The 13,366-nt window shown below is 61.9% G+C and carries 11 protein-coding genes; 5 read left to right on the forward strand and 6 right to left on the reverse strand.

Going from position 1 to position 13,366, the window contains the following annotated elements:
• Positions 1–45 precede the first annotated feature (45 nt).
• The 4 genes from phnV to GSQ77_RS18900 all read left to right on the forward strand — a co-directional run bounded on the left by phnV (position 46) and on the right by GSQ77_RS18900 (position 4,461).
• Positions 46–843, forward strand: a complete 798-nt coding sequence (gene phnV / locus GSQ77_RS18885; protein WP_158906337.1) for a 2-aminoethylphosphonate ABC transport system, membrane component PhnV — start codon at positions 46–48, stop codon at positions 841–843.
• 218 nt (positions 844–1,061) lie between these two features.
• Positions 1,062–2,348, forward strand: a complete 1,287-nt coding sequence (phnA, locus tag GSQ77_RS18890; protein ID WP_158904322.1) for a phosphonoacetate hydrolase — start codon at positions 1,062–1,064, stop codon at positions 2,346–2,348.
• On the forward strand, positions 2,345–3,811 hold the full coding sequence (gene phnY / locus GSQ77_RS18895) for a phosphonoacetaldehyde dehydrogenase (RefSeq protein WP_158904323.1): 1,467 nt from the start codon (positions 2,345–2,347) through the stop codon (positions 3,809–3,811). Before phnA ends, phnY begins: the two co-directional genes overlap by 4 nt.
• 50 nt (positions 3,812–3,861) lie before the next feature.
• Complete coding sequence (locus tag GSQ77_RS18900) at positions 3,862–4,461, forward strand: phosphonate degradation HD-domain oxygenase (RefSeq protein WP_158904324.1); 600 nt, start codon at positions 3,862–3,864, stop codon at positions 4,459–4,461.
• A gap of 154 nt (positions 4,462–4,615) precedes the next feature.
• Here the strand turns inward: GSQ77_RS18900 and GSQ77_RS18905 are convergent, their stop codons facing one another.
• The 6 genes from GSQ77_RS18905 to queA form a co-directional block, all read right to left on the reverse strand.
• Positions 4,616–5,014 carry a hypothetical protein gene (locus GSQ77_RS18905; protein WP_158904325.1) on the reverse strand — a complete coding sequence of 133 codons (399 nt, stop codon included), beginning with the start codon at positions 5,012–5,014 and terminating at the stop codon, positions 4,616–4,618.
• Positions 5,015–5,117: 103 nt separating this feature from the next.
• A complete protein-coding gene (gene secF / locus GSQ77_RS18910) occupies positions 5,118–6,068 on the reverse strand; it encodes a protein translocase subunit SecF (protein WP_158904326.1) in 951 nt (316 codons plus the stop codon).
• 10 nt (positions 6,069–6,078) lie between these two features.
• Entirely contained in the window at positions 6,079–8,223 is a 2,145-nt protein-coding gene (gene secD / locus GSQ77_RS18915) for a protein translocase subunit SecD (RefSeq protein WP_158904327.1), read from the reverse strand.
• A 132-nt stretch (positions 8,224–8,355) separates the two neighbouring features.
• On the reverse strand, positions 8,356–8,682 hold the full coding sequence (gene yajC / locus GSQ77_RS18920) for a preprotein translocase subunit YajC (RefSeq protein ID WP_158904328.1): 327 nt from the start codon (positions 8,680–8,682) through the stop codon (positions 8,356–8,358).
• Positions 8,683–8,807: 125 nt separating this feature from the next.
• Positions 8,808–9,938 carry a tRNA guanosine(34) transglycosylase Tgt gene (gene tgt / locus GSQ77_RS18925; protein WP_158904329.1) on the reverse strand — a complete coding sequence of 377 codons (1,131 nt, stop codon included), beginning with the start codon at positions 9,936–9,938 and terminating at the stop codon, positions 8,808–8,810.
• Positions 9,932–11,044 (reverse strand): tRNA preQ1(34) S-adenosylmethionine ribosyltransferase-isomerase QueA, encoded by a 1,113-nt coding sequence (gene queA / locus GSQ77_RS18930; protein WP_158904330.1) that lies wholly within the window; start codon positions 11,042–11,044, stop codon positions 9,932–9,934. The genes tgt and queA overlap by 7 nt, the downstream gene beginning before the upstream one ends.
• Before the next feature lie 38 nt (positions 11,045–11,082).
• Here queA and recG point away from each other — a divergent pair, with 38 nt between their 5' ends.
• Positions 11,083–13,260: an ATP-dependent DNA helicase RecG gene (gene recG / locus GSQ77_RS18935; protein WP_158904331.1), complete on the forward strand. Its 2,178-nt coding sequence runs from the start codon at positions 11,083–11,085 to the stop codon at positions 13,258–13,260.
• Positions 13,261–13,366 lie beyond the last annotated feature (106 nt).

Genomic DNA, 13,366 nt, shown 5'->3' on the forward strand with positions numbered 1-13,366 from the left:
GAGCCGGCGCTGGCCGCCGCCGCGCGCGTGGCTCGGCAACGCCGCATGCGCCGGTTCAGCGGCTTTGCCATAGCGTTCGCCACCGGCCTCGTCTGCTGCTGGTTATTCGTGTTGCCGGTGATGGTGGTCGGGCTTTCTAGCGTGGCCGAACATTGGTCGGGGACGATCCTGCCGACCGGCGTCAGCCTGCGCTGGTTCGAGCGCCTGGGGTCGGACGACTGGGATGCCGTCATAGCCAGCCTTGAGGTCGGATTCGGGGTAGCGCTCTCGGGCACCTTGCTTGGGCTGTGGATTGCGTTGAGCCTGGAAGGTCGAGATCGACGTGGAGTGGGCGCGTTGATCGACACGTTGGCCATGATGCCCAACGGTCTGCCCAGCGTCGTGTTGGGTTTGGCTGTGTTGATCGCTTATCACAAGCGTCCGCTGGATTTATCGGGCTCGGCCGCGATCGTGGTGCTGGTGCAGGTGGCGCTGGTCCTGCCGTTTTGTTATCGCTGTTGCGCCGCAGCCTTGCGCCCTGAACTCACCATCCTGCGCGAAGCGGCGGCTAGCCTCGGAGCGGCGCCGGCTCGGGTGCTCGTGCGAGTGGTGTTGCCGCAATTGATGCCGGCGCTGCGCGCCAGCATGGCGCTCGGTTTCGCACTTTCGCTCGGGGAGCTGGGGGCGACGCTTACCGTCTATCCGCCTGGTTTTGCCACGGTGCCGATCGTCGTGGTCGGCGAAGTGGAGCGGGGTTATTATCTGCCCGCCTCGGCGCTGGCGCTGATATTGCTGGCTTGTTCGCTCCTCGCATTGTGTCTGATTGCCGCACGTATTCCGAAGCTCGGAGCGCGGAAAGCCTAGAGCAGCGTGGGAAATTCGAATCCAGTACGCGAGCATTAAGCGATTGAACCGCGCCCTCGAATTGGTCTGCTGAATTGGAGCGCTGAATTGGGCAGTTGAATCGGACCCACACAGGTGGACCCAACAGATGGTTTGTGTGGCAAAATGTTGCAAATTGATGCATTTTGAGTTTTTCTGAAAGCGCTCTCGCTCAAGCCCACCGCATTATGGAGTGTCACATGAGCCCTCATTCGACCGACGCCCACGCGAGTCTCGCGGTAAACGGCCGCACTTACCGCATGCCGGCCCACCCCAGCGTCATCCTATGCATCGATGGTTGTGAGTTCGCCTATCTGGAAGCTGCGGTCGCCGCCGGTGCCGCACCGTTTATCGCCACGCTGCTGCAGGAAGGCCACGCATTCAAAGCCGACTGCGTGATCCCTTCTTTTACCAACCCGAATAACCTGTCCATCGTGTGCGGTGCGCCGCCGTCCGTGCATGGCATTTGCGGCAATTATTTCTTCGATCGCACGGCCGAGCAGGGCGCGGGCGCCGAAGTGATGATGAACGACCCGCAATATCTGCGTGCCGAAACCGTGCTCGCGGCTGCCGCTGCCGCGGGTGCGAAGGTTGCCGTGGTGACGGCCAAGGACAAATTGCGTCGCTTGCTGGGCTGGCATCTCGACGGCATTTGCTTTTCGGCGGAGCAAGCCGACCGCGCCACGCTGGCCGACAACGGTATCGACGCCGTGCTGGAACTGGTCGGCATGCCATTGCCCGATGTCTATAGCGCCGAATTATCGGAGTTCGTGCTGGCCGCAGGTGTCAGGCTGCTGGAGACGCGCTCGATCGACCTCATGTACTTGTCGACCACCGACTACGTGCAGCACAAGCATGCGCCCGGCAGCGAAGGCGCCAATGCGTTCTACGCGATGATGGACAGTTATCTGGCACGGCTCGATCAACTCGGCGCGCTCATCGCACTGACCGCCGACCACGGCATGAACGCCAAGCATGACCCCCGCACGGGTGAGCCGAATGTCGTCTATTTGCAGGACTGGCTCGACAGCAGACCCGGTCCCGAGGGTGGTGGCGCGGCGCGCGTGATCTTGCCGATTACCGACCCCTATGTGGTGCACCACGGCGCGCTGGGTTCGTTCGCCACGATTTATCTGGTAGACGGCGTCGATCGCGAGAGCTTGCGCGCAGATCTGCTAGCGCTCACCGGGATCGAGTTGGTGCTGGCTAACGCCGAAGCGTGCGCACGCTTCGAACTGCCGCCCGATCGGGTCGGCGATCTGGTCGTTATCAGTCGACGCGATACGGTGCTTGGCACTGGGCGCGCGCGCCATGATCTATCGGGATTGACGGTGCCGCTGCGTTCGCACGGCGGCATCTCTGAACAAACCGTGCCGTTGCTGTTCAATCGGCGTCCTCACGGTCTGCGCGAGCGCTTCGGCGACGCGCCGTTGCGCAACTTCGATGTGCTCGAGATCGCGCTCAATCACCTGGAGCCATGGCCATGAATGCACCTATTGCTATCAGTGGACGTTGCGCCGTCGGGTTCCGCGCACAGGCACTGCGCATCGGCGGCCAGCAAGTGGCGCGCGAGCGCGTTATCGAGGTCACTGATCCCTACACCGGGGCCTGCGTTGGCACGGTGGCCAAGGCCTCGGTCGAGGATGTAAGAACGGCGTTCGAGATTGCCGCGCGTTACAAACCCACGCTAACGCGCTATCGGCGCTCGCAGATTCTTCAGGACGCCGCGGCGTTGCTCGGCGAACGCATCGAAGAAGCCTCCTCGCTGATTTCGATCGAATCGGGTTTGAGCAAACAGGACTCGCGTTACGAAATCGGCCGCGTGGCCGACGTGCTGCGTTTTTCCGCCGCGGAAGCGCTGCGCGACGACGGCCAGGCATTCTCGTGCGACGTGACGCCGCATGGTCGGGCGCGGCGGGTATTTACGCTGCGTGAGCCGATGGATGGGGTGATCGTTGCGATTACGCCGTTCAATCATCCGATGAATCAAGTTGCGCACAAGATTGCGCCGGCGATTGCGACCAATAATCGGGTGTTGCTCAAGCCTTCGGAAAAAGTCCCGCTGTCGGCCTATTACCTGGCGGACCTATTGTACGAAGCAGGGCTGCCGCCGCCGATGCTGCAGGTGGTTACCGGCGACCCCGCCGAAATTGCCGACGAACTGATCACGCATCGCGACGCGCAACTGGTGACGTTCACCGGCGGCGTCGCGATCGGCAAGTACATCGCGGCGAGAGCGGGCTACCGGCGCGTGGTGCTTGAGCTGGGCGGCAACGATCCCCTGGTGGTCATGGAAGACGCGGACGTGGAACGCGCGGCCACACTGGCCGTGCAGGGTTCCTACAAAAATTCAGGACAGCGTTGCACGGCGGTCAAACGCATCCTGGTGCAACGCCGTATCGCCGCTCGTTTTACCGAGTGCGTCGTCGAGAAAACCCTTGCGTGGCGTTATGGCGATCCCTTCGATGAAGCCAACCAGATGGGCACGGTGATTGATGAGACTGCTGCGCGACTGTTCGAAGCGCGCGTCGATGAGGCCTTGGAACAAGGCGCACGCCTGCTGTGCGGGCATCGTCGCGAAGGCGCGCTTTACGCGCCGACCGTGCTCGATCGGGTCGACCCGGCGATGACTCTGGTACGCGAGGAAACCTTCGGCCCGGTTTCGCCCATCATCGAATTCGATACGCTCGACGAAGCGATCCGCATCTGCAATGCCACGGCGTACGGTTTGTCGTCGGGCGTTTGTACGGATCGTCTCGATTACATCAATCGCTTCGTCAACGAGTTGCGCGTGGGGACGGTGAATATCTGGGAAGTGCCGGGTTACCGCATCGAGTTGACGCCGTTCGGCGGCATCAAGGATTCTGGGTTGGGCTACAAGGAAGGTGTGCAGGAAGCGATGAAAAGCATGACCAATCTGAAGACGTTTTCACCGCCGTGGAATACCTGAGGGAATACCCGGGGGAATACCTCGCCGCGGCTCACTTTATCGAGGATCATATGGCTCTTAGTTTCGACGATATCCGTACGCTGTTCGAGCAGCGCGGTGCGATGGCTTACAGCGGTGAGCCCATCACCCAGCTGGAGCACGCGCTGCAAACCGCGCAACTGGCGGAGCAAGCTGGTGCACCCGACACCCTGATCGCCGCGGCACTGCTGCACGATCTGGGGCATTTGCTGCATCCTCGCTCGACCGATGGCAGTTCGCCGAGTGTGCATGGTGTGGACGATCTCCACCAATACTATGCGTTGCCGTTTCTGCGGCCTCATTTCTCGGCGGCCGTGCTGGAGCCTATCCGTTTGCACGTGGACGCGAAGCGCTGCCTGTGTGCGATCGATGCGACGTATTTCGACCGACTGTCGCCTGATTCCGTGCGCAGTCTTGCGCTGCAAGGCGGCGTGTTCAGTGCCGACGAGGCCAGTGCTTTTCGTCAGCAGCCCCACGCCGAAGACGCGTTGCAATTGCGCCGCTGGGACGATCTCGCCAAATGCGAGGGCCGTGCCACGCCGGAGCTTGGGCACTATCTAGAAGTGGTGCGTGGCGTGATGCATGACGTGCCGTTGGACGCGACCGCTGACGCGCCGTCGCATGGTCGATAGGCGAGTCGATAAGCAGATCGATAAGCAGATCGATAAGCGCGAGCTGCGATCTGCACTGTGAGCCGAACTCGGCCGAAGGGCGACGTTAACGGAGATGACTGCGACGTCGAACTCGGCCGAACGCAGAACAGCGCGCGAGGGCGCTTAGCGAGCGTTATCGAAAACGCCAGCGCGGCGCCCGCGTGCTCCAGATAATGCAGACGATCAGCGCAAGCTGGATCGGCAGGCGTATTGCGAGCAGCCAGACCGGGAATTGCGGGAACAGTTCGTGGTGCTGCAGCATATAGACGTTAGCGGGCGTGACGCATACGGTCAGCAGCGCCAGGCCTTTGCCGGCCATTTCGCGCGTGCGCCACGCGAGCAGGCCGAATGCGCCGAGCAATTCGAGCCCACCGCTGACCAGCACAACGAGCATCGGCCACGGGACGTAAGGCGGCACGATTTCCACAAACCACGCGGGACGCGCGAAATGGGTGATTCCGCCCACGAAAAACCAGCAAAACACGAGATCCAGGCCTATCCGTTTTTTCAGTGTCACGCGGGAAGCGGGCATCGGAAATCCTGCACAGTGCTGAAGCGGTTAAAGAAACGGCCGGTTCTATTGTCGAACCGGCCGCTTGATGTGAAGCGCGTGCTGCAACCGTGAGGCTGGCGAGCTAGACAGAAGCTCCTGCATTCGGATCGGTCGGGTCGTGCTTGGGTTTGGTCTGCTTGATCAGGTCTTCGCGTTTCACGCCCAGCCACATGGCGAGTGCCGCGGCGACGAACACCGACGAGTAGATACCGAACAAAATCCCGATCGTGAGCGCCAGCGCAAAGTAGTGCAGCGTCGGGCCGCCGAACAGGAACATCGACAGCACCACCATTTGCGTACAGCCGTGCGTGATGATGGTGCGCGATATCGTGCTGGTAATGCCGTGGTTGATCACCTCGGTCACGCTCATCTTGCGTTGCTTGCGGAAGGTTTCGCGAATCCGGTCGAAGATCACCACCGATTCGTTGACCGAGTAGCCCAACACCGCCAGCACGGCCGCCAGCACCGAAAGCGAGAACTCCCACTGGAAGAAGGCGAAGAAACCCAGGATGATCACCACGTCGTGCAGGTTGGCGATAACGCCGGCCACCGCATATTTCCATTCGAAGCGAAACGACAGATAGATCACGATGCCGACTACCACGCTAAGCAGCGCGAGCAGGCCGTCGGTGACCAGTTCCTTGCCGACCTGAGGACCTACGAACTCGACGCGCTGCAGCTTGACCGTGGGGTCTTGGGTGGTGAGCACGCCCATCACCTGATCGCTTTGCTGCGCCGACGACAGCGCGCCTTTGAGCGGCAGGCGGATCAGCACGTCGCGCGAAGTGCCGAACGTCTGCACTTGTGCGTCAGGGTAGCCGACCTTGGATAGCGCATCGCGAATCGGCTCGACCCGAGCCACTTGCGGATAGTTGACTTCCAGCACGGTGCCGCCGGTGAATTCCACCGACAGGTGCAGCCCGTTATGGATCAGAAAGAATACTGCCGCCAAGAAGGTCACCAGCGACACCACGTTGAAGCCCAACGCGTGGCGCATGAACGGGATGTCTTTGCGGATACGGAAAAATTCCATGTTCGTCTCCTTAGCGCGTCGAACGCGGTTTTGCCGCAGGTTTGACCACGGGTTTTGCCGCGGCGGAGGCGACAGGTTTGGCCGTGGATTTGCTCGCGGTCGTGCCCTGTGCAGTGCCGGACGTGTCGCCCGTCGTGGCTGTCCTTGCTGGTGCCGCTTTCACCGGCTTACCTGCGCCAGGCCGATTCGTCGCTCTGGATGCCGGCAGACGCGGTTTGGCAGTGCCGCCTACGCCCGTGTTGTCTTCACCCTCATCGCCGTCGTCATCGTTATCGTTGCGGCGCGCGGCGCCACTTGGGCGCCAAACCTGCCCGATCGCCAATGACTTCAACTTGCGCTTGCCGCCGTACCAGACATTGACCAGCCCGCGCGCAAAGAACACCGCGGAGAACATCGACGTCAAAATACCGATCACGTGCACCACGGCAAAGCCGCGCACCGGGCCCGAACCGAAAGCCAGCAATGACAAACCGGCGATCAACGTGGTGACGTTGGAGTCGAGAATGGTCGCCCACGCATGGGTGAAGCCGTTCGAAATAGCCAGTTGCGGCGGCGCGCCGTTGCGCAACTCTTCACGGATACGCTCGTTGATCAGCACGTTGGCGTCGATCGCCATACCGAGCGCGAGTGCGATAGCCGCGATACCGGGCAGCGTCAACGTGGCTTGCAGCAGCGACAGCACGGCGACCAGCAGCAACAGGTTGACCGACAGCGCGATCACCGAGAACAGGCCGAACAGCATGTAGTACGCGATCATGAACACGGCGATCGCGGCAAAACCATATTTGACCGAGTCGAAGCCCTTGCGGATATTGTCCGCGCCCAGGCTCGGGCCGATGGTGCGCTCTTCGATGATGTCCATCGGCGCCGCCAACGAACCCGCGCGCAGCAGCAGTGCCAGGTCGCTAGCCGCTTCCGTGGAGGCCGCGCCCGTGATCTGGAACCGCTCGCCGAGTTCGGACTGGATAGTCGCGACCGTGAGCACCTGACCCTTGCCTTTTTCGAACAGAACGATCGCCATCGGCTTGCCGATGTTGTCGCGCGAAACGCTACGCAACACGCGTCCGCCATCCGCATCGAGGCGGATGCTGACGTCGGGGCGTTGATGCTCGTCAAAGCCGGCCGAGGCATCGGTAATGCGGTCACCGGTAAAGATCACCTGCTTTTTCAGCAATACCGGGGTGTTGTTGCCTTGCGTGAACAACTCGTCGCCGGGAGGCACCGGATCGCCCGGGTTCGGGAAGCGCGGCGCGTCGGCGTCGGCCAGACGCGCTTCGAGCGTGGCGGTACGGCCGATGATGTCCTTGGCCTTGGCGGTGTCCTGCACGCCCGGCAACTCGACCACGATGCGGTCGTCACCTTGCTGCTGGATCACCGGTTCCGACACACCGAGTTCATTCACCCGGTTATGCAGGGTCGTGATGTTCTGCTTGATCGCGTTGCTCTGCACGGTGCGCTGCATGGCCGGCGTGAACGTGCCGATCACCTGGAAGCCGGTCGCCGGCGGCGTGGCGGCGGCACTGGTCCATTGCAGCTCCGAACCGTTCGCGGACAGCAATTGCTTGGCTTGATCCGCGCTCGCGGCATCGACGAAATTGACGATAATCGACTGATTGACGCGGTTCACGCCGCCATCGCGTATGCCTTTATCGCGCAGCAATGCGCGCGCATCGGCAGCGTCGCTGTCGAGCTTCTTGCTCAAGGCGCCGTCCATGTCGACCTGCAGCAGGAAGTGCACGCCGCCACGCAAATCCAGGCCCAGGTACATCGGGCGCGCATTGAGCGCGCTCAGCCATTTCGGCGATGCGCTTTGCAGGCTCAGCGCGACAATGAACGACGGATCGCTTGGATCAGCGTTCAGGGCGCGGTTCACCAAATCTTTCGCATGCAGTTGGGTGTCGGTGTCGTTCAGACGGACCCGGACTGTGGCGTTATTGGGGTTGTTGTCGAACGAAATGTCGTTGGCAGCGATGTGGTTGTCAGTGAGCGTCTGCTCGATCTGCGCGTACACGGCAGGCGTGAGCTTGACGGTCGCCTTACCGCTGGACACCTGGATAGCAGGCGTCTCGCCGAAGAAGTTCGGTAGCGTGTAGAAGAAGCCGATAGCGAGCGCCACCAGCATCACGACATATTTCCAGAGGGGGTAACGGTTCATGAATGGGCCGGACTGGAGGGTGAGGGCGCCACCTGGTTAGGTCGGCTGGGTTGCCCGCCCGGAGAGTTCGGGCGGGCGCGCCTGGCGCAGATATCAAGCAGCAACATCAAGCGGCAGGCGGATCGGACGCGTTCAGATCGACTTGATGGTGCCCTTGGGCAAAACCGTGGTAATCGAGCCTTTCTGCACGGTGATTTCTACGCCGTCGGCGATTTCGAGGCCGATATAAGCATCGCCAGCCTTGGTGATCTTACCCACGACACCGCCGTTGGTGACCACTTCGTCGCCTTTGACCATGGCAGCCAGCATGTTGCGCAATTCTTTCTGACGCTTCATTTGCGGGCGGATCATGATGAAATACAGCACCGCGAACATTAGAATGATCGGCAGGAATTGCGTCAGGCTGGACTGAATCCCGCCCAAACCGCCAAATTGTGCATACGCATTGGAAATAAACACTTTTGTTTCTCCATCATCTCTGTCGAATTAACCATGGATTCTATCACTTGGGCATGGCCGGAACGTGGATTTCACTGACTCGGTCATTTAGCCCACTCGCTAGCGCATTTAGCTGGGTGAGTTAGCTAACCCACCCCCCGCATCCGGTCCGCCGCAAACTTGTGCCGAAATGCCTCGAAGCCCTGGGCTTCGATCGCATCGCGCATCTCCGCCATCAGCTCAAGGTAATAGTGCAGGTTATGGATAGTATTGAGCCGCGCGCCGAGAATTTCACCCACCTTATGCAGATGATGAAGATAGGCGCGCGAAAAATTACGGCAGGTGTAGCAGCCGCAGGTGGAGTCGAGCGGGCGCGGGTCGTTCTTGTGCGCGGCGTTCTTGATCTTGACGTCGCCAAAACGGGTGAACAGCCAGCCGTTGCGGGCGTTGCGCGTGGGCATTACGCAATCGAACATGTCGATACCGGCAGCAACCCCGGCCACCAGGTCTTCGGGCGTGCCCACGCCCATCAGGTAATGCGGCTTGTGCGCCGGCAGCTTGGGCGCGGTGTGCTCGAGGATGCGTTCCATGTCCTCCTTGGGCTCGCCGACCGACAAACCGCCGATCGCATAGCCGTCGAAATTCATCTCCGCCAAGCCTTCCAGCGATTCGTCGCGCAGTGCCTCATACATGCCGCCCTGGACGATGCCGAACAGCGCGTTCGGATTTTCCAATTCGCGAAACGCCGAAATCGAGCGCCGCGCCCAGCGCATCGACATGCGCATCGACTCGCCCGCCAGTTCCGAGGACACCGGCACATTGTCGATCGAATAAGGGGTGCATTCGTCGAACTGCATCACGATGTCCGAATTCAGCACGTGCTGGATCTGCATCGAAATCTCGGGAGACAGAAAGAGCTTGTCGCCATTGATCGGGGACGCGAAAGTGACACCTTCTTCGGTTATTTTGCGCAGATCGCCGAGGCTGAATACCTGGAAGCCGCCTGAGTCGGTCAGGATGGGTTTGTCCCAGCCCATGAAGCGGTGCAGGCCGCCGTGCAGTTCTATGGTTTCGAGCCCTGGTCGCAGCCACAGGTGGAAGGTGTTGCCCAGGATGATCTGCGCGTTGATCTCACGCAGTTCGAGCGGCGACATCGCTTTGACCGTGCCGTAGGTGCCCACCGGCATGAAAATCGGCGTTTCGATTACGCCGTGATTGACGGTGACACGTCCGCGCCGTGCCCGGCCGTCGGTATTGAGTAAATCGAATTTCAGCATGAAGTGGGTGTGTTGCTCGCAGGGGAAGCACAAGGGGCAGGGCTGCGCGTCAATAGCATCGCGTCGCCGTAGCTGAAAAATCGGTATTGGTTGGCAATGGCATGCCGGTAGGCGGCGCGCATAGTTTCGATGCCGGCGAAAGCCGACACCAGCATGAGCAGCGTCGATTTGGGTAGGTGAAAATTCGTGATCAGGCGGTCGACCACCTGGAACGTGTAACCCGGTGTGATGAAGATATCGGTTTCGGCTTGCGCGGCGTGCAAGCTGCCCGGTGGCAGGCCGCCCGCTTGCGCTGCGCGGGCAGCGGCCTCAAGCGCGCGCATCGAGGTGGTGCCCACGGCGATCACCCGGCCGCCGCGCGCCCGGGTGGCGGCGACCGCGTCGACCAGTGCGGGCGACAACTCGTACCACTCGGTATGCATCTTGTGCTCGGCGAGGTTTTCTGTGCGTACCGGCTGGAACGTGCCGGCACCGACATGCAGCGTCAGTGTCGCGCGTTGCACTCCGCGCGCGTCGAGCGCTGCGAGCAGCGCATCGTCGAAATGCAGCCCGGCGGTGGGGGCGGCCACGGCGCCCGGATTGGCGGCGTACACGGTCTGGTAGCGGCGCTCGTCGTAGTCGCTGGCGTCGTGCGTAATGTAAGGCGGCAGCGGCAGGCGGCCGTACTGCTCGATCAGTACCAGGCAGTCTTGCGGGAAGTGCAGCGTGTAAAACGGCTCGACGCGCTCGCCGACGATTACGTCGAATGCGTCGGCCAGTCGCAGCGTCGAGCCCGCGAGCGGAGTCTTGCTGGCGCGGATTTGCGCCAGCGCGGTGCGCGTGCCGGTGAGGCGTTCGACCAGCACCTCGATCTTGCCGCCACTGGCCTTTTGGCCGGGAAAGCGTGCCTTGAGCACCTTGGTGTCGTTGAATACCAGCAGGTCGCCCGGTGCGATAAGCGTGGGCAGCGCACTGAATGCGCGGTCGGTGAGCCGGGGATGCGCGGTGTCGGGAGCGGCGCTTGCACCCTCTACTTCGAGCAAGCGGCTAGCGCTGCGCTCGGCAAGCGCGGTTTGCGCAATCAGCTCGGGTGGCAGCTCGAAATCGAAATCAGATAAGGTATACACGTTTTACGGCAGACGCGAAAACCGCTATTGTACTTGCGATGAGACTTAAGCCCCAGGCCAACCCCGCCTCAAGCGGCGCAGCAGATGCCGCTTCTTCGACCGCATCCGCCACCAAAGCCCCTGCCCAGCCGGCCCCCAAGCCGTTGGCGCGCACGGTCGACAAGCTCGGTAAGCTAGGCCTGTCGCGCGATATCGACCTCGCGCTGCATCTGCCGATGCGTTACGAGGACGAGACCACGCTCACGCCGATCGGCGCTTTGCTGCCGGGCGCCTCCGCTCAAGTGGAAGGGGTAGTGTGCGATAACGAAATTACCTACCGGCCGCGCCGCCAGTTGATCGTCAAACTTTGCGACGATGAAGGCGATGTGTTGACGCTGCGCTTTCTGAATTTCTACGGTAGTCAGGTCAAGCAACTGGCGGTTGGGGTGCGAATCCGCGCGCGCGGCGATGCCCGTGGCGGTTTCTTCGGCATGGAAATGGTCCATCCGGCCTGCCGCGCCGTCGAAGAGGGCGCTGCACTGCCGCAAGTGCTTACGCCCGTTTATCCGAGCACCGCAGGCGTAAGCCAAGCTTATTTGCGGCGCGCCATCGACAATGCGCTCAAGCGCACGCCGCTGCCCGAATTGCTACCCGCCGAAATTGTCGATGCGTGCTTGCCGCTCCCCGCGATGCAACTGCAGCAAGCTGTGCAGTTGTTGCACCACCCGGGCGCTGATATTGACGAAAGCGCGCTGATGGACGGCACGCATGCGGCCTGGTTGCGGATCAAGTTCGAGGAATTGCTCGCGCAACAGCTCTCGCTCAAGCGTGCCCAGGAGCAGCGTCGTAGCCGTTCCGCGCCGGTCATGTTGCGTCACGCCCAAGGCGCATCGGGCACGGCGCAGGCCTCATTGGTGGCCCGTTTCGAGGCGACGCTGCCGTTTTCGCTGACCGCGGCTCAGCGTCGAGTGTGGGCCGAGATCGGCGCCGACATGGCCGTGCCGCACCCGATGCAGCGTCTGCTGCAAGGCGACGTCGGCAGCGGCAAGACGATCGTGGCGGCGCTCGCCGCGGCCCAGGCGATCGATGCCGGCTACCAGGCCGCGCTTATGGCGCCCACTGAAATTCTCGCTGAGCAGCATGCGCGTAAGCTGCGCGGCTGGCTGGAGCCGCTCGGCGTCGAAGTCGCTTGGCTGGCCGGCAGCCTGAAGGCCAAACAGAAGCGCGCGGCACTCGAAGCGATAGCGTCGGGCGCGGCCCAACTCGCCATCGGCACGCACGCGATCATTCAGGACGCGGTCGAATTTGCCCGGCTCGGCATGGTCATTGTCGACGAGCAGCACCGTTTCGGGGTGCAGCAGCGGCTGGCGTTACGGGCCAAGGCGCAGAACGCCGCCGATGGCGCCCGCGATTTCCAGCCACACCAGTTGATGATGAGCGCAACGCCGATTCCGCGCACGCTGGCGATGACGTACTACGCCGATCTCGACGTCTCGACCATCGACGAATTGCCGCCGGGCCGCACGCCGGTGCTGACCAAGCTGATCAGCGACGCTCGGCGCGACGAAGTGATCGCGCGGGTACGCGAGGCGGCGCTGACCGGTCGACAGGTGTATTGGGTGTGTCCCTTGATCGAGGAAAGCGAGGCGCTGCAACTGCAAACCGCGGTGGATACGCACGAAACGCTGACACTGGCCTTGCCTGAATTGAAAGTCGGCTTGGTGCACGGGCGCTTGAACCCGGCTGACAAGGCTGCCGTGATGGAGGATTTCACGCAGGGCGAGCTCAATCTGCTGGTGGCGACCACGGTGATCGAAGTAGGTGTGGACGTGCCCAATGCCTCATTGATGGTGATCGAGCACGCCGAGCGCTTCGGGCTTGCGCAACTGCATCAGTTGCGCGGTCGCGTTGGGCGCGGCAGCGCGGCGTCGGTGTGCGTGCTGATGTATGCCGGCCCGCTTTCGCAAACCGCGCGGGCACGGCTGCAGACCATGCGCGAAACCAACGACGGCTTTGAAATTGCACGCCGCGATCTTGAGTTGCGTGGGCCCGGCGAATTCCTGGGCGCACGGCAATCGGGCGCGGCGATGCTGCGATTTGCCGATCTCGAACAGGATGCGTGGTTGATCGAACCGACCCGGCAAGCGGCTCAAACCATGCTGCAGGACCATCCGGAGGCGGCCACTCAACACTTGAACCGCTGGCTGGGCGGGCGCGAGCACTATTTGAAAGCTTGAATGCGCGCGACTGGGGTTGGCGGGCAAGCAGGGTCGGTGTATAAGAACTAAAATCTATTGAGATTGCATGTTCGATTGTTTGTGTTGTTTCTTTATGGCGCTTGCT

Source organism: Burkholderia sp. L27(2015) (assembly GCF_009765705.1).
Classification (GTDB): domain Bacteria; phylum Pseudomonadota; class Gammaproteobacteria; order Burkholderiales; family Burkholderiaceae; genus LMUX01.